The sequence below is a fragment of the Hymenobacter pini genome (assembly GCF_020421205.1).
Lineage (GTDB): Bacteria > Bacteroidota > Bacteroidia > Cytophagales > Hymenobacteraceae > Hymenobacter > Hymenobacter pini.
Map to the genome: position 1 here is coordinate 537,356 of NZ_JAIZZH010000002.1, position 16,028 is coordinate 553,383.

Annotated in this window: 14 protein-coding genes; 7 read left to right on the plus strand and 7 right to left on the minus strand. The window is 61.7% G+C overall.

The genetic code is table 11. The features are described 5' to 3' along the window. Positions 1-22: 22 nt before the first annotated feature. The 3 genes from LF252_RS08865 to LF252_RS08875 form a co-directional block, all read right to left on the minus strand. Entirely contained in the window at positions 23-370 is a 348-nt protein-coding gene (locus LF252_RS08865; protein WP_226269226.1) for a thioredoxin family protein, read from the minus strand. Between the two features lie 130 nt (positions 371-500). After that, positions 501-2,282, minus strand: coding sequence for a DUF885 domain-containing protein (locus tag LF252_RS08870; RefSeq protein ID WP_226269227.1), 1,782 nt, complete (start codon positions 2,280-2,282; stop codon positions 501-503). Between the two features lie 292 nt (positions 2,283-2,574). After that, positions 2,575-3,183, minus strand: coding sequence for an REP-associated tyrosine transposase (locus LF252_RS08875; RefSeq protein WP_226269228.1), 609 nt, complete (start codon positions 3,181-3,183; stop codon positions 2,575-2,577). A gap of 226 nt (positions 3,184-3,409) precedes the next feature. On the opposite strand from LF252_RS08875, the gene LF252_RS08880 reads away from it, so the two are divergent. From LF252_RS08880 to gpmA, 6 genes are all read left to right on the plus strand, one after another. Next, on the plus strand, positions 3,410-4,603 hold the full coding sequence (locus LF252_RS08880; protein WP_226269229.1) for a lactonase family protein: 1,194 nt from the start codon (positions 3,410-3,412) through the stop codon (positions 4,601-4,603). A 192-nt stretch (positions 4,604-4,795) separates the two neighbouring features. Continuing rightward, the gene (locus LF252_RS08885) at positions 4,796-5,335 is read left to right on the plus strand and encodes a hypothetical protein (RefSeq protein WP_226269230.1); all 540 of its coding nucleotides are present in this window, start codon (positions 4,796-4,798) and stop codon (positions 5,333-5,335) included. A 127-nt stretch (positions 5,336-5,462) separates the two neighbouring features. Then, positions 5,463-6,932: a DNA/RNA non-specific endonuclease gene (locus LF252_RS08890; protein WP_226269231.1), complete on the plus strand. Its 1,470-nt coding sequence runs from the start codon at positions 5,463-5,465 to the stop codon at positions 6,930-6,932. Between the two features lie 229 nt (positions 6,933-7,161). Further along, entirely contained in the window at positions 7,162-8,322 is a 1,161-nt protein-coding gene (locus tag LF252_RS08895) for an MFS transporter (RefSeq protein WP_226269232.1), read from the plus strand. Between the two features lie 156 nt (positions 8,323-8,478). Next, positions 8,479-9,552 (plus strand): AI-2E family transporter, encoded by a 1,074-nt coding sequence (locus LF252_RS08900; RefSeq protein ID WP_226269233.1) that lies wholly within the window; start codon positions 8,479-8,481, stop codon positions 9,550-9,552. A 53-nt stretch (positions 9,553-9,605) separates the two neighbouring features. Beyond that, positions 9,606-10,325 (plus strand): 2,3-diphosphoglycerate-dependent phosphoglycerate mutase, encoded by a 720-nt coding sequence (gene gpmA / locus LF252_RS08905; RefSeq protein ID WP_226269234.1) that lies wholly within the window; start codon positions 9,606-9,608, stop codon positions 10,323-10,325. 118 nt (positions 10,326-10,443) lie between these two features. On the opposite strand, the gene LF252_RS23005 is transcribed toward gpmA, so the two are convergent. The 4 genes from LF252_RS23005 to rsmA form a co-directional block, all read right to left on the minus strand. Continuing rightward, positions 10,444-11,352: a nuclease A inhibitor family protein gene (locus LF252_RS23005; RefSeq protein ID WP_317197845.1), complete on the minus strand. Its 909-nt coding sequence runs from the start codon at positions 11,350-11,352 to the stop codon at positions 10,444-10,446. A 148-nt stretch (positions 11,353-11,500) separates the two neighbouring features. After that, a complete protein-coding gene (gene greA / locus LF252_RS08920; protein ID WP_226269235.1) occupies positions 11,501-11,974 on the minus strand; it encodes a transcription elongation factor GreA in 474 nt (157 codons plus the stop codon). Between the two features lie 368 nt (positions 11,975-12,342). Then, positions 12,343-13,287: an NAD(P)-dependent oxidoreductase gene (locus LF252_RS08925; RefSeq protein ID WP_226269236.1), complete on the minus strand. Its 945-nt coding sequence runs from the start codon at positions 13,285-13,287 to the stop codon at positions 12,343-12,345. Between the two features lie 69 nt (positions 13,288-13,356). Next, on the minus strand, positions 13,357-14,145 hold the full coding sequence (gene rsmA, locus LF252_RS08930) for a 16S rRNA (adenine(1518)-N(6)/adenine(1519)-N(6))-dimethyltransferase RsmA (protein ID WP_226269237.1): 789 nt from the start codon (positions 14,143-14,145) through the stop codon (positions 13,357-13,359). 225 nt (positions 14,146-14,370) lie between these two features. Between rsmA and LF252_RS08935 the strand changes: the two genes are divergently transcribed. Then, the gene (locus tag LF252_RS08935) at positions 14,371-15,822 is read left to right on the plus strand and encodes a leucyl aminopeptidase family protein (RefSeq protein WP_226269238.1); all 1,452 of its coding nucleotides are present in this window, start codon (positions 14,371-14,373) and stop codon (positions 15,820-15,822) included. The last annotated feature ends 206 nt before the right edge of the window (positions 15,823-16,028 follow it).

Here is a 16,028-nt window from a genome sequence, read left to right on the forward strand (position 1 = left end):
AATAAGTAGGGCGTGGGCCGGACTAAGCGTGTTGCGGGGCTACATCAGTGCAGCGCTGCAGGTTCTGCAGCATTTCCTGCACTTCGGCTTCGGTACGCAGCGTGTCGCACTCCATGAGCACACCCCGGCAATACGACACAAAGAACGGGGCCACTTTGGTGTCCATCATCTTGCGAGCTACCGGGTTTTCGTCGGCATCCAGCCGCAGGAAAGCCGTGTTCCGAAACCGCTCCTCCAAGGACAGTTTCTCGAAGGGCGGGGCCAGCAGACTGCAAATGTCGCAGTTTTCGGAGGTGAACTTGGCAATTACCCGGGGGTAGTCGTGAATGAGGGTACGCAAACCCTCGTCGTTCGTATCAATTACTTTCATGCAGAGACTGATTGGTTGAAGGGAACGAGCCCGCCGCACACCGGGACGGACCAGATTACCACAGCAGACAAAAAACCAGCTCCGGAAAATTCCTTCCCAGAGCGGTTTTTTTCAGTCCTAAAACGGGAAATTAGTTTTGCTTGTTGCCGGCCAGCATCATCTGCCGGATGTACTTTACGGGGGCGCTGCCGTAGCTCAGGAACTGCTCATGAAAGGCCTTGAGGTCGAACTTGCTGCCCTGCTGGCGCTTCAACTCCTCGCGCAGGTCGTAGATTTCGGTGGAGCCGGTGAAGTAGCTGCTGAGTTGCACCTGGCTGAGGGTAGCGCGCAGCCACTTGTTGCGGGCCTCCGCCTCTTCCTGAAACCCGTCGCGGCGGAGCATGGCCACGGCGGCGGCTTCGGTGATGTTGCCGGCTTGCACCTCGTGGTCGAGGATGGCGTTGAGCGTCACGCGCATGTTCCACTTATCCCACATCAGCCAGATTTCGTCGGTGTTACCACCGTAGCCACTTTCCAGCATCATGCGCTCCGTGTACACGGCCCAGCCCTCAATCATGGCCCCGTTGCCGAAGATGGATTTGATGAGCGAGGGGCTGCGGTTGGCGTACACCAGCTGGGTGTAGTGGCCCGGAATGGCCTCGTGGATGTTCAGGATTTGCAGGGTGTACTGGTTGTACTCGCGCAGGTAGCTTTCGGCGCGGTCGGCGGGCCAGCCGGTGAGGGGCTCCACGTTATAGTAGGTGTTGGCGGCCTTATCGTAGGGGCCGGGGGCCGAAATGCTGGCCCCGGCCCCGCTGCCCCGCATATACAGCGGCGTTTCGCGCACCACCAGGGGCTTGGTGGGGTCTTGGGTGAGCAGTTGGTGGTCGTCCACCCACTTCACCAGCGTGGGCATTTGGTCCTTTACGGCCTGCACGAAGCCGGCGGGCGTGGCGTGCTGCTGCGAAAGGCGGCCGATAACCTGCTGCACCGCGGCCAATGAATCGGTGGGCTGGGGCTGGCCGGGGAAATACTTGGGGTAGAGCCGCGCGGCCCGCTTTTTCATGTCGCGCAGCAGCTCCTGCTTGTGCTGCAGGGCCTTGCGGTACACCTCGTCGGCGGAGTACGTGGACTGAATGTCCAGCGCGAACTTGCGGGCGAACAGGTCTTTGCCGATGCGGAACGAGCGGAATTGCCCGGCGGGCAGCACTTCCTGCTGCAGAAAGCGCACGTAGCCTTCCATGCTCAGGCGGGTGGTGGCCACGCGGGCCAGCAAGTCCTGCTTCTCCCGCGCCGACAGGCCCGATTTGGCTACCGAATCCTCCAGCGCTTTCCCGAATACTTCCAGCCCGCCTTGGTTTTGGCGAATGGCTAGGTCGGTATGCGCGCGGGTGGGCTGCTTGATGTTTTCCTTGGCGGCCTCGTAGTAATCGGTGGCGCGGCTGAGCTTGTGGCTGATGGCGCGCAGGCGCCGGTCGAGGGGCCAGTAGCGGCCGTTGAGGATTTCGGCCACCGAACCGCCCAGATTGTAATTGGCCGGGTTCCACTGCCAGTCGCGCAGGGTATCGGCGTAGAAGCGGGCCGACTCCAGATAGTTCTGCATCAGCCGGAAGTCCGTCTGGTTATTCACCGACAGGTCTTCGAGCTTAAACGTTTTCATTTCCTCCCGCCGGCGGGCCAGGGCGGCAGCTTCCGTCTGTCGGCGGCCGGCGGTGGGCACCACCAGCAGCGAATCGTAGCGGTGGTAACCGGCCCCGCTGGCCCACTCGGGGTTGTAGTACCACAGCGAGTCGATGAAGCGCTGCTTGTACCGGTCAAAGTCGGCATTCACGGTTTCGGGCGTGCCGGAGGTGGGCTTGCTGCCGGAATTGCAGGCCGCCAGCGCCAGCAGGCCGGCCAGGGGCAAAGTACGAGTGAGGGAGCGGTGGGGCATGTACAGTTGAGTTTACAGCGCAAGGTAGCGCCGAAAGGACGCGGGTTGCTACACGACGTTGCGGCAGTAGCGCGTAGCTCCGCTTTGCGCACGAGCGGAGCGAGTTCCTACGCGGATGGTGCGGAACCGGATACTCGCCCTGCTCATGCGCGCAGCTTTGCGGCGCGCTATGCCGGTCCGTCCACCCAGTAGCGCGCAGCTCCGCTTCGCGCACGAGCCGCATGTGAGTATCCCGGTTCCGCACCATCCGCGTAGGAACTCGCTCCGCTCGCATGCGAAGCGGAACTGCGCGCTACTGGACCAGGTAATGATAAGGCCACTGCTGCCAATCCGTTACCAAACCCGCTTTCACAGGGTTTTCAAGAATATATCGGATAATATTTTCAAGCTCCTTTAAGTTACGCACCACGTGGTCGTAGCTCTCCCGCTGCCAGAATTGCCCGGTACGGCCCAGCAGCTTATTGGCTTGCGTAGCGGTGTAGCTCTTGAACGCCTGCAACGTCCGGACTAAGGGCGGGGCGTTTTCCGGCAGCAACAGCAGCACATGCACATGGTTGGGCATGATGCAGTAGCACACCAGCTGGTAATGCCGGTCCGTGTAATACTGCAGCGCCGTTTGCACCAGTGTGGCAATGGCGGGCTGCCGGAGCCAAGTAGGGCCGTATGCATGCCCATCCAGCAGTTGATCAAACCGCCCGAAATAGCGCTTCTGCCGGACATACGAATCTTCCGGCAATTCCTCCGGCGTACTCTCCCGCTGCCACTGTTCCCGCAGCTGCTCCACCACCGCCCCCGGCAAAGATCCCGCCAGCCGGATTGTGATAAAGATGTGCTCCTGCGCCGGCAATATATGCGGTAGGTTGCGCTGGTAATTATTAAGATCAGCCGGGTTAGAAGCCATACCTTCAAGTAACGCACAACCAGTAACTCCACCAAAGCCACCCACCCAGTAGCGCGCAGCTCCGCTTCGCGCACGAGCGAAGCGAGTATCAGGCGTATGAATCTACCGCGTAGGAACTCGCTCCGCTCGTGCGCGAAGCGGAGCTGCGCGTACCCCAAGCACAACCACGTGCTACTTCCCGGCTACGCGCTACATTTGGCGCTGCTCCACCTGCATCTGCTCTCCCATGTCGCATTCTGTTTCCCGCCGCCGCTTTCTCTATACCCTCAGCCTCAGCGCGGCCGGCACCGCCCTGCTGCCCGCCTGTTTGCGCGCTGGGGCCGGCTCTACCGCAGATTCCTACCTAGTGTACGTGGGCAGCTACGGCCCCGCGGAGCAGGACAACATCTGGCTCTACCGGCTCAACTCCACTACCGGCGCGCTTACCCGCGTGGCCGGGGCCCGGGGCGGGGCGGCCCCCTCCTTCCTTACCGTAGATGCCCGCCACCGCCGCCTCTACGCCGTGAATGAGATAGATAACTACCAAAACACGCCCAACGGCGGCGTCAGCGCCTTTGCCATTGCCCCCGGCACCGGCGGCCTTACCCTGCTCAACCAGCAGGCCTCGGGCGGCACTATTCCCTGCTACATCAGCCTCGACAAAGCCGGCCGCCACGCCTTCGTGGCCAACTACGGCACCGGCACCGTGGCCGCTTTGCCCCTCACCGCCGAGGGCCAGCTCCAGCCCGCCGCCTCCGTGGACCAGCACACCGGCCACGGCCCCCACAAAAACCAAAGCAACGCCCGCGCCCACTGCATCCTGCCGGACCCCGCCGGCAAGTTCTTTTTCGCCGTGGATCTGGGCAACGATACCGTGTACGGCTACACCCTCAGCTCCACCGGCCAACTGGTGCGCCAGGCCGCGCCGGCCTTCCAGGCCAAGCCGGGGGCCGGGCCGCGCATCCTCACCTTCCACCCCAGCCGCCCGTTGGCCTTCCTCATCAACGAGCTGGACTCCACCCTTACCGCCCTGGCCTACGATGCCCGCCAGGGTACCCTTCGCGAAATCCAGACCGTTCCCTGTCTCCCGCCCGATTTTACCGGCTGGAACGCCTGCGCCGATGTACACGTGTCGCCCAACGGCCGCTTTGTAGTGGGCTCCAACCGGGGCCACGACAGTTTAGTGGTGTTTTCCCTCGATGAAGCCTCCGGCCGCCTCACCTTGGTGGAGCACGTGAAGCTGCCCGGCAAAACCCCGCGTAGCTTCACTTTCGACCCCAGCGGCCAAACGGTGCTGGTGGCCCATCAGCAAAGCAACACCATCGTGAGCTACCGCGCCGACGCCCGCACCGGCCGCCTCACCCCCACCGGCACCAGCGTGGAATTGCCTTCCCCCGTCTGCCTCCAGGTGTATCCCGATTTCCTGGCCGGCCGGGGGTAGGCCCGGCAACCCAGCCCGTCATTCCATTGACCCATCATTCCGAGTGAAGCCGAGGAATGGCGTTCTTGTAGGCCCCTGTTGTCTGATGACGTGGCCGGCGCTATTTCCCGCAAAAACCGCGGCTTTCCGGACACGTTTTTGCGGGCCCTCACGTTAGCGCCAAGCGGGTCCGTCGCCCGCCTGATTCTGCGTATGCGCCTCCTTCTACCCCTGTTTCAAGTGAAAGCCCGGCACCTGCTGCCAGTGCTGTTTCTGGTGCTGCCCCTGGCGTTGCGCGCCCAGCAGGGCTCCGTGCGCCGCCTCGATGAAAGCAACGGCTTCCGGGGCCTGCGCTTCGGCTCCCCGCTCACGGAAAGCCTGCACCTGAAACTATTGCAGGACAAAGGCGACGAGAAGATTTACGAGCGGGAAGACGAGGACCTGCGTGTGGGGCAGTTTTCGGCCGCCCGCATCCACTACAAGTTCTACAAGGGCCAGTTTGCCACTGTCACCATCATCGTGCGCGGCCCCGAAAATGCGCAGAAAGTGCTGCCCATGTTCGAGGCTCTTTATGGCCCCGGCCGCCCGGACGGCTTCAGCTACAAATGGCACGGCAGCTTAGCCGCCCTCTCCTGCGCCTCCCTCCCCAACGACCAGATCATTCTGGCCATGAGCAGCTTACCTCTGACTGCGCAGATGCAACAAGCCAAAGCTCCCTCCAACACCACCAAGCTCAAAATCAAACAGAAGTAAGCTTCTATCAAGGGTAGCACGAACTACAAAGCTCAGGCTGTCCCTGCCCGACGGCCGCAGCAAGCCAGCCGCACTTCGCGAAGCCAACGCTTCGCGTTACATTCGCCGGATAGAATTTCTTTCCGTTATGCGCTGCTTCTCCCCGCTTCTGCTTCCCAGCTTGTTGCTTAGCCTTTCGGCATCAGCCTGCTCACCCAACCAGCCCGAAACCACCCGCACCGCACCGCCAGCCGACGCTCCTCCTGCTATTCCGGTACAAACGCCCGTTGCGCAGGCCTCCGGTCGATTTCCCGAAACGTTTGAGCAAGGCGGTAAAGGCGCTTACTCGGAGGGCGACGAGCAACTAGGCTCCGGCTCCTGGCACTTTACTGAGGCTCTTATCGGCTCCTCCGACCAGGACCACAAGCGCGGGGAGCACGCCGCCCGCTTGCGCGCCCGGGGCCGGCTGCGCATGAACTTCGACGCGCCCAGCGGAGTGCGCACCATTCGGATTAGCTCAGCTGCCTACGGGCAGGATGCCGCCAGCACCTGGGAGCTGTGGGGCAGCCTGGATGGGGGGCGCACGTTCCGCCGCATTGGCAACCCGGTGCAGGCCAAGGGCCCGCGCCTGCTCACCACTACCTTCCAGGGCACTACCCCCGGCCCGCTGCGGCTGGAAATCCGCAAGACGGACGGTGGCTCCGGCCGACTGAATATTGACGACATCGAGCTGGAAACGGGCCGCGGCGCGCCCGTAGCGGGCGGCAGTACGGCTTCGGTGCCGGCTCCTGCGCCCCGCCCAGCCGCTCCAGCTCCTACGTCGCCGGGTGGGCAGGCTCCCGGTCAGGGTATTTCTACCGACAACGACAACCTGGGCTTGGGCAACCCCAGCGGGGCTACAGCCAACGTGAGCACGCCCACCAACTACCTGCTGGTGAAGCCGCAGTTTACTATTGGCTACAACGCCCTGCGTGGTACGCCCACCTGGGTGAGCTGGCACCTCTCGCGCACGGATATGGGCTCGGCCCCGCGTCAGGATGATTTCCGGCCCGACCCAGCCCTGCCCCGGGAGTTTTATCAGGTCACGCGCAACTCCTACTCCGGCTCCGGCTTCGATAAGGGCCACAACTGCCCCTCCGCCGACCGCACCCGGGAGCTGGATGATAACTCGGCCACCTTCCTGATGACCAACATGATTCCGCAGGCCGGCAACAATAACCAGCGCACTTGGAGCAGCCTGGAGGAATGGACGCGCGGGCAGGTACAGCGGGGTCAGGAGGTGTACATCATCATGGGCAGCTACGGCAAAGGCGGCACCGGTTCAGCCGGCTTCAAAACTACCATCGACAATGGTCACGTAACCGTGCCGGCCCGCGTCTGGAAGGTGCTGGTAATTCTGCCCGAGGGCTCCAACGACATCCAGCGCGTTGCCGCCGGCCAGGCCCGCCTGCTGGCCGTGGATACCCCCAATGAGCAAACCGTCAGCCCCGACTGGAGCCAGTACCGCACCAGCATCGACGCCATCGAAGCCGCTACCGGCCTGGATTTGCTCAGCAAGCTCCCCCTCGCCGCTCAGGACCGGCTGGAGGCCCAGGTAGATACCGCCCCCACGCGGTAGCCATCTGTAGGTGGGAGTACGCCCGGATTAAACCAGAACGGTGAATGCAGGAACTGGACGGCCAATCCACGTTCCTACATAGATGAAGGAACTATTCCGGTTTCGGGCGCGTACCTTTGCCCTGACGCGTCCCACCGCCTCATCGTTTTTTCCTTGAGACTTCCCCGCCCATTCTGCCCTTCCCTTGGGGTGGAATGGGCGTTTTTTTGGGCCTCCAGCCGCTTGCCACATGCTGACTCAATCAATTTCCTCACCCGCCTTGCGCCCCCGCCACACCTACCGGCTGGCGGTGGGCAGCACTTTCCTGCTACAGGGCCTGTGCTTTTCCACCTGGGCAGCCCGCATTCCCACGGTGCAACAGCAAATGGGCCTCACCGACACGGAGTTGGGGGGCGTGCTGCTGGCCGTGCCGCTGGGGCTGGTGACTTCGCTGCCGCTCACGGGCTGGCTGGTGGCCCGCTTCGGGAGCCGGCTGATGGCCGTGCTGGGCGTGATGCTCTACGCGCTGGGTTTGCCGCTGCTGGCCCTGGCGGCCTCGGTGCCGCAGTTGCTGGCGGCGCTGGTGCTGTTTGGGGTGGCCAGCAACATGGCCAACATCAGCGTGAACACGCAGGCCGTGGGCGTGGAGGGCCTGTACGGGCGCTCAATCATGGCCAAGTTTCACGGGGTCTGGAGTCTGGCCGGTTTTGCCGGTTCGGCTATCGGAGCATTCATGATTGCCCACCACGTGGCGCTGCTGCCCCACTTCCTGCTGATGTCCGGCATTGTGCTGCTGGGGCTGCTGGTGGCCCGGCCGTTCCTGCTACCCCAGGATGCGCCCCGCGAAGCCGACGCCCCCATCTTCGTATTGCCCGATAAATCGTTGCTGCTGCTGGGGGTGTTGGCGTTCTGCTCCCTGCTCTGCGAGGGCACGATGTTCGATTGGAGCGGGGTGTATTTCCGCAAAGTGGTGCAGGCCCCCACGGCGCAGGTAGGCGTGGGCTTTGCCGCCTTCATGAGCACTATGGCCGCCGGCCGCTTCATAGCCGACTGGTTTACGGACCGGTTCGGGCGCACCCGCACGCTCATGCTGAGCGGTTTTTTGGAAGCGGCTGGTTTGCTGCTGGCCGTGGCGTTTCCCGGGTTTGTTACGGCTACCATCGGGTTTATGCTGGTGGGCCTGGGCGTTTCGTCGGTAGTGCCACTGGTGTACGGGGCGGCCGGGCGGTCTAAAACGATGTCGGCGGGCGTGGCGCTGGCGGCAGTATCCACGGTGGGGTTTGCCGGGTTCCTGCTGGGGCCGCCGGTTATTGGGCTGGTAGCTGGTGCTACCAGCTTGCGTGTCTCATTCACCCTTATTGCGGTGATGGGCCTGGTAGTAGCCCTGCTGGCCCGCCGCGTAGAAGAATAACCGCTGACAGAATAGAACCCGCAGTACCAGCCCAGCTGGCAGCACCTCAGGTGTTGCCAGCTGGGCTGGTGCTTTTTGCTCACTCACCTCGGCACCCTCAGTTTTTCGGTACGCGGGTAATGCCGTTCTTTGGGCACTCTACTTGTTTTTGCTCCCATGCCCGAAGCCTCCTCCGAGAACATCTATACTCAGCGTCAGCAATACGTATTGCTGATTGTGTGCCTCTTAGGCCTAGCCACGCTGATTCTGGTGGGTCTGGGCAGCTACATAACGGCTTTCCTGGGCGCGGGGATTCTGTATGTGGTGTTTCGGCCGTGGTTTCAGGCGCTGGTGCACCGCCGCGGCTGGAACCGGCAGCTGGTAACAGTTGGGTTGCTCACGTTTGCCTTCGTGGTAATTATCCTGCCCTTCACGGCCCTCACCCTGATGCTGGTGGACCGCATCCGCGACTACGCCCAGGATACCACCCAGATTATGGCCGTGCTGCACAAAATTGAGCAGAAAACCGGCTACCGCTTCACCACCGAGCAGAACGTGCGCGGCCTGGTGCAGCAAAGCGTGAGCTGGCTTAGCGCCCGGATTCCCTCCCTGGCCAGCGGGCTGCTGCATTTCCTGGTCATCATCGGGCTGATGCTGTTTACCATGTATTTCATGTTCACGCAGGAAGAGGGTTTCCTGCGGGGGCTGCGGCGTTACCTACCTTTCCGCTCCAATACCCTCCGTGAGCTGGGCGAATCTTTGCGCAACACGGTAAACGCTAATGTGCTCGGCCAGGCCCTCATTGCGTTGGTGCAGGCGGTGCTCACGGGCTTCACGCTCCAGATATTCGGCGTATCCGATGCCGTTTTCTGGGGTACAGTGGCCTTTTTCATGGCGTTTATTCCGGTGCTGGGCACACCCTTGGTATGGGGCCCGGCGGCCTTACTCAAATTTACCCAGGGCCACACCGGCCAGGGCGTGGGCATTCTGCTGGTGGGCGTTATCGTCATCATCAACATCGACAACCTGCTGCGCATTTTCCTGGCCCGGCGCATGGGCAATATTCACCCCCTCATCACGCTGGCCGGCGTGGTGCTGGGCGTTGAAATCTTCGGGATTCTGGGCCTAGTGCTGGGGCCGTTGCTACTCTCCTACTTCATTGTGCTGATGGGGGTGTTTGAGCGGGAAAACCGCCTGCACCGCCGCAGCCGCTCGGGCCAGTTGCCGGCGGCCAACAATCCAGCAGAATAACCCAAGAAGCCAGGTCACCGTTGTGCTTACCAGTAAATTCTGACGGTAAGCTTATGCTAAAACTTGTGCTGCTTCGTCACGGCGAGAGTGTCTGGAACTTGGAAAACCGGTTTACGGGCTGGACGGACGTGGATTTATCGGAAGAAGGATCACGCCAAGCCTGGCATGCCGGCGACGTGCTCCGCCAGCACGGCTACACATTTGATGTGGGCTTTACCTCGGTGCTGAAGCGTTCCATCAAAACCATGCACTTGGTCCTCGAAGCCATGGACTTGCTCTGGATTCCGGTGCAGAAATCGTGGCGGCTAAACGAACGGTTTTATGGGGCGCTGCAGGGCCTCAACAAAGCCGAAACCATTGCCCAATACGGTGCCGAGCAGGTGCAGCGCTGGCGCCGCGACCCGCACGAACTGCCCCCCGCCATCACTCCCGACGACCCACGCTTCCCCCGCCACGATGCCCGCTACCGCCACCTCACATCCCGGGAGTTGCCCCTTACCGAAAACCTCAGCCAGACCATCGACCGGGCCTTGCCTTTCTGGACGGAGGCCATTGTGCCGGCCCTGCGCAACCATCAGAAAGTGCTGGTGTGCGCCCACGGCAACAGCCTGCGGGCCCTGGTGCAATACATCGACCACCTCTCCGACGCCGAAGTGGCTGAACTGGACATCCCCACCGGCACGCCCCTGGTGCTGGAACTGGATGACAACCTGAACCGCCTCAACCAATACTACCTAGAGCCGCCCACACAGCCTACTCCTAAGCAGGACTAAGTGGCAGTAAAACGAGTACCCCGAAGCTGTGCTCCGGCCTGCGCCAGGGGGTAATTACCTTCCATGCGCGAGGCCGGAGCACAGCCTAGGGGTACAGCTTCCATGGGGTGTTTCCGGCTTAGGTTTCCGTCAGCACGGTTTTGAAACCTTGTAGCTTGCCTCCTTCGGCCTCGCCTAATACCAGCGCGGTAATCTGTGGGCCGGTGCCCAGGCGGTATACCTGCGTGCCGCTCAGTTCCTGCTTCAGGTACATCTGCAGGGCTTTGTAGCGGTTGGCTTGCTCGGGGTTGCCCAGCACGCCGTTGTCGGCGGTGTGGTTGCGCAGGAAGTAGGTTAGCTCCTGCTTTTCCACTTTGGTATCGGCGGGTAGGCCGGCTAGTTTGGCCACGGCGGCATCGGTAAGGCCCCCTTCGGGCGCGGCAAAGCTCACCGGCTCCAGCGGGGCCTCGCCCTCACTCATGTATACCAAGCCCTTGGTCGTGTCGCGCAACTGCGCCAGCGTGGGGTCGTCGGACGTGGCGGGCTTCGCAGCCTTGTCGTGCTTGGCCTGGGGCTCTGCTTCTTCAATGGTTTCGCGGCCACCTTTGGTGTCGCGCGGGTCAGCGGGGGCGGCGGGCGTGCCGGTTACCTGGGCCGGTACTTGGGACCCAATGGCGGCAGCCAACTGGTTCATGCGCTGCTCGGCCACCTTGATTTTGGGGTTGGCGAAGTTCATATCCGCCACATTATTCATCGGAATCAGGTGAATATGAGCGTGGGGTACTTCCAGCCCAATAATGGCCACCCCTACCCGCTTGCAGGGCACCGCAGCCTTCACGCCTTTGGCCACGCGCTGGGCAAACAGGTGCAGAGCCGCCAGCTCGGCCGGGGGCAGGTCGAAGATGTAGTCTACTTCCCGCTTCGGAATAACCAACGTGTGGCCTTCCACCAGCGGGGTGATGTCGAGAAAGGCCAGATGGTGTTCGTCTTCGGCGACTTTGTACGCCGGCAACTCGCCGGACACAATACGGGAGAAAATGGAAGGCATGGGTGAGGTTGTGAAGGGTGAAGTTGTCAGGAACAACAAGCAGAGCTCAGCCAAAGTACGGGGCAAAACGCAAAAGGGCGAAGCCAGTGGCTTCGCCCTTTTATGGAGCCGGTGAAATTCACCAACTCACAACTTCACTATTTCACCGTTAGCGGCTGATTTCCAGAATCTCGAACTGCAGCTTGCCAGCCGGCACGGTAATTTCGGCGGTGTCGCCGGCCGATTTGCCCAGCAGGCCTTTGCCGATGGGCGACTTCACGGAGATTTTACCAGCGGCCAGGTTAGCTTCCTCCTCGGCTACCAGCGTGTAGTCGAGCACCATGTTATTTTTCAGGTTTTTCAGCTTCACTTTACTCATAATGAGCACCTTGCTGGTATCGAGGTTGCTCTCGTCGAGCAGGCGGGCGTTACCCACAATTTCTTCCAGCTTGGCAATCTTCAGCTCCAGCAGGCCTTGGGCTTCCTTGGCAGCGTCGTACTCGGCGTTTTCGCTCAGGTCGCCTTTGTCACGAGCTTCGCGCAGGTCCTCGGCCGCCTTGGCCCGGCCGCGAATTTTGAGGTCCTGGAGCTCATCTTTCAGCTTCTGAAGACCTTCGGGAGTATAATAGTTGATGGTAGCCATGGTGGGGTGATGTAAGCTCAAAAAACAAGGAGAACGGCCAGCGCGGCTGGCCGTTCTCCCCGGAACAGGTTTAGGCAAATATACGAAACGTTGGGGAAAGAGGCTACGGGTGGCAGGTGAATGGTCGAGGGGTGACATTCCGGAACGTCATTGCGAGGCATGTGGCGCGTTAAGCTAATGTTCGAGGAATCTCATGCACTAATGTTGGCGTGGTAACCCCAACGAAGCGGCAGAGAATCCTCGGTCACTGGCTTGATGCGCCACATGCTCAGCATGACGGTTACCACTGCAACCTCAGCACGCGAAATGCTTCGGCTGCGCCTCTACATGACATTCCCACCTGTCACCTGTCACTATTTATTCACTTGTCACCGCCCATTCAAAAACACCCGCAGCTTATCGGCCAGCACCCGGTTGATGCGCTCGTAGCTCTGGAAGCTCCAGCCGCCAATATGGGGCGAGAGGACAACGTTGGGGGCGGTGCGCAGGTAGTCGTAGCGCGCCTGCTGCTCGGGGGTGAGGGTGGTAAGCTTTTCGTTTTCGAGCACATCCAGCGCTGCGCCGCGCAGCTGGCCGGTTTGCAGGCGCTGCACCACGGCGGCGTGGTCGAGCACCTCGCCCCGGGCCGTGTTCAGCAGCCACAGCGGGTTGCGGAAACCGGCCAGCAATTCCTCGTTCACGAAATGATGATTTGCCGCCGAGTACGGAATATGCAGACTCAATACCTCGGCCCGTTCCTGCAGTTCGGCCAGAGTTACCAGCGTAGCATGGTGGTTGTGCTCCACCCGCGGGTCTTGGTCATAAGCCAGCACGGTGCAGTCGAAGGCTTGGAGGCGCTTGGCAAATGCCTTGCCCATGTGCCCATAGCCCAACAGCCCGATGGTTTTGCCCCCGATTTCCTCGCCCCGGTTGGCCTCCCGCCGCCACTGCCCCTGGCGTACTTCGTGGTCGGCGCGGGCAATGTTGCGCAGCAGCGCCAGCAGCAGGCCCACCGCGTACTCGCCTACCGCGTCCCGGTTGCCCTCGGGGGCGTTGAGCAGGGTTACGCTGGCTTCGGCCAGGGCCGCTTCGTCAATGTTGTCGACCCCGGCTCCGGCCCGGCCCACGTAGCGCAGGTGCGGGCCGTGGGCCAGCAGTTCCCGCGTCACGCGCAGCTTGGAGCGCACCACGAGGCCGTCGTAGGGGTGCGCAGCCAGCGCGACGGGCACTTCGGCCGCCTTTAAATCGGGGCGGTAGTGCAGCATCACGCCCAGCGGCTCCAGGTACTCAGGGAGACTGGGGTGCATTTCGTCGATGACGAGGCAGAGGGACATTTTCAACCAGAAATTGAGAAATAAAAACTACCGTCGTGATGTCTTGTAAATAGCATCCGCGCCACTGCCTTAATCCACCTTATGCGCCTCCACCCGCTGCGTCAGGCCCACGAAGTCGGCTACGCTGAGCTGCTCGGCGCGCTTGTCGAAGATGGGGTCGGTGGTAGCCTCAGCGGGCATGCCGAAGGGCTTGAGGGCGTTGCGCAGGGTTTTGCGCCGCGTCTGGAAGGCCTGCTTCACCACTTTGAAAAACAGCTTTTCGTCGCAGGCTAGCTGTTCGGTGTTGTTGCGGGTGAGGCGGATAACGGCCGACTGCACCTTGGGCGGGGGGCTGAACACGTGCGGAGGCACCGTGAACAGGTAGTCGATGTCGTAAAACGCCTGCAGCAGCACGCTCAGGATACCGTAGGTTTTGGAGCCCGGGCCCTCGGCGAGGCGGTCGGCTACTTCCTTCTGAATCATGCCCACGCACTCCCGCACCTGCTGGCGGTGGGCCAGCACCTGGAAGTAAATCTGGGAGCTGATGTTGTAGGGAAAGTTGCCGATGATACTGATGGGCTGGCCGTTATACAGCTTAGCCAGGTCCATTTTCAGGAAATCCTGGGAATAGATGCGGCCTTCCAGCACCGGGTAGTGCCGGCCCAGGTATTCCACTGATTCTCGGTCAATTTCCACTACCGAGGTGCGGTACTCGGGGTGCTGCAGCAGCGTTTGGGTGAGCACGCCCATGCCGGGGCCAATTTCCAGCACCTCCTGTACGCCGTCGGGCAGGCGCAGGGCTTCCACAATGTTGCGGGCAATGTTGGGGTCGTTGAGGAAGTGCTGCCCGAGGTGCTTTTTGGCTTTAACGGAATCCATGCTGTGCGCTGAAATAAGTGCGGGGAGTAAAGCGGGGCTCTGCGTGAACCTCGACCGGAAGCAAGTCCGAAGCGTACCCGTCAGAACACAGTCTAACTTCTCGCCTCTCTGTACTCACTTCTATAAATCGGCTACCTTCACGGCCAAAGATACGCCAGTCCCGGCCGTTTCTTCCTGCCCCGGGCCGGAGGAGCGCCCTGGCTTCCTCCTTATTTGCCTCCACTCATGCCCCTAGCCCTCGCCTACTCCGCCGATTTTCCCGCCATTGCCGATACCGTGTTCATTCTGCCGGCTGGCACCCAGGAGCTGCCCGTAACGGCCGCCGCTGACCTGCCCGAGCCCGCCCGCCAGTACGTGGCCGCCCGCCTGCAGGCCGATGACAAACTCATCAGCGTGAACCAGTACACCCACCACCATTACTACGTGGTGGCCGAGGACAAGAAAACGGCCGACCTCAGCACCGAAGCCCTGCGCAAAGCCGGCCATAAGCTGCACGCCCAGCTCAAGGCCGATGATGTGGCTGAGCTCTACGTCTGCAACCTCACTGCCCCCGGCGGGGCCCTGGCTCTGGCCGAGGGCCTGGCCCTCACGGCCTACCAGTTTGAAGGCTACAAAACCGACGAAAAATCGAAGAAGCCCGCCGTACTCCAGCAGCTCACCCTGGTAGGTCCCGACCTCTCCGCCGAGCAAGTGCAGGAGCTGGATGGCGTGCTGCAGGGCGTGTACCTGGCCCGCGACCTGGTAAACATGCCCTACTCCCACCTCAACGCCACCCAACTGGCCCAGCAGTTTGAGCAGGCCGGCGAAGCAGCTGGTTTCCACGTAGAGGTGCTGGATTTGGTGCGTATCGAAGCTCTGCGCATGGGCGGCCTGCTGGCCGTGAACCAGGGCAGCCCCGAGCCGCCCACCTTCACCATTATGGAGTACAAGCCTGAAGGTGCCACCAACGCCAAGCCCATTGTGCTGGTAGGCAAAGGCGTAGTGTACGATACCGGCGGACTCAGCCTCAAGCCCACGCCCAACAGCATGGATTTGATGAAGTGCGACATGGCCGGCTCGGCCGTGGTAGTGGGCGTCCTCACCGCCCTGGCTAAGAACGACGTACCCCTGCACGTCATCGGCTTGGTGCCCGCCACCGACAACCGCCCTGGCGGCCCCGCCCTGGCTCCCGGCGACGTGATTACCATGTATAGCGGCCTCACGGTGGAAGTCATGAACACCGATGCTGAAGGCCGCCTGATTCTGGCCGACGCTTTGGCCTTCGCCAAGAAGTACGAGCCCCAACTGGTGATGGACTACGCCACGCTCACCGGCTCGGCCGTGCGCGCCATCGGCATTGAAGGCACCGTGTATATGGGCACCGCCGACGAGGACACCATGCTGGCCCTCAAAAAAGCTGGCAACGCTACCCACGAGCGGCTGGTAGAGTTTCCGCTCTGGGATGAGTACGCCGACCACATCAAGAGCCCCATTGCCGACATCAGCAACCTGGGCAAGGCCGAAGCCGGCGCTATTTCCGCCGGTAAATTCCTGGAGCGCTTCACCGAGGGCTACCCCTGGGTGCACTTCGATATTGCCGGTCCCGCCTTCCTCACCGCCCCCGATTCCTACCGCGGCAAAGGCGGCACCGGCACCGCCATCCGCTCCACCTATGCGTTTTTGAAGGGCTTGGTTTAACTAGTAAGGACGTCATTCCGAGCTTGTCGAGGAATTTCGCGTGCTGATGTTGTAGAAGTAATTGTCATGCTGAGCTTGTCGAAGCATCTCTACCTCTGGCTAACTCAATTATGCAGACGAAGCAATAGAGATGCTTCGACAAGCTCAGCATGACGTTTTTCCTGTCACCATTTACCTCATTACCCCATCACCTCATTACTTCCCAG

Excerpts from the sequence above, each read along its gene's own strand:
- LF252_RS08865 (WP_226269226.1), bottom strand. The coding sequence starts at position 370 with ATGAAAGTAATTGATACGAACGACGAGGGTTTGCGTACCCTCATTCAC.
- LF252_RS08870 (WP_226269227.1), bottom strand. The coding sequence starts at position 2,282 with ATGCCCCACCGCTCCCTCACTCGTACTTTGCCCCTGGCCGGCCTGCTG.
- LF252_RS08875 (WP_226269228.1), bottom strand. The coding sequence starts at position 3,183 with ATGGCTTCTAACCCGGCTGATCTTAATAATTACCAGCGCAACCTACCG.
- LF252_RS08880 (WP_226269229.1), top strand. The coding sequence starts at position 3,410 with ATGTCGCATTCTGTTTCCCGCCGCCGCTTTCTCTATACCCTCAGCCTC.
- LF252_RS08885 (WP_226269230.1), top strand. The coding sequence starts at position 4,796 with ATGCGCCTCCTTCTACCCCTGTTTCAAGTGAAAGCCCGGCACCTGCTG.
- LF252_RS08890 (WP_226269231.1), top strand. The coding sequence starts at position 5,463 with ATGCGCTGCTTCTCCCCGCTTCTGCTTCCCAGCTTGTTGCTTAGCCTT.
- LF252_RS08895 (WP_226269232.1), top strand. The coding sequence starts at position 7,162 with ATGCTGACTCAATCAATTTCCTCACCCGCCTTGCGCCCCCGCCACACC.
- LF252_RS08900 (WP_226269233.1), top strand. The coding sequence starts at position 8,479 with ATGCCCGAAGCCTCCTCCGAGAACATCTATACTCAGCGTCAGCAATAC.
- gpmA (WP_226269234.1), top strand. The coding sequence starts at position 9,606 with ATGCTAAAACTTGTGCTGCTTCGTCACGGCGAGAGTGTCTGGAACTTG.
- LF252_RS23005 (WP_317197845.1), bottom strand. The coding sequence starts at position 11,352 with ATGCCTTCCATTTTCTCCCGTATTGTGTCCGGCGAGTTGCCGGCGTAC.
- greA (WP_226269235.1), bottom strand. The coding sequence starts at position 11,974 with ATGGCTACCATCAACTATTATACTCCCGAAGGTCTTCAGAAGCTGAAA.
- LF252_RS08925 (WP_226269236.1), bottom strand. The coding sequence starts at position 13,287 with ATGTCCCTCTGCCTCGTCATCGACGAAATGCACCCCAGTCTCCCTGAG.
- rsmA (WP_226269237.1), bottom strand. The coding sequence starts at position 14,145 with ATGGATTCCGTTAAAGCCAAAAAGCACCTCGGGCAGCACTTCCTCAAC.
- LF252_RS08935 (WP_226269238.1), top strand. The coding sequence starts at position 14,371 with ATGCCCCTAGCCCTCGCCTACTCCGCCGATTTTCCCGCCATTGCCGAT.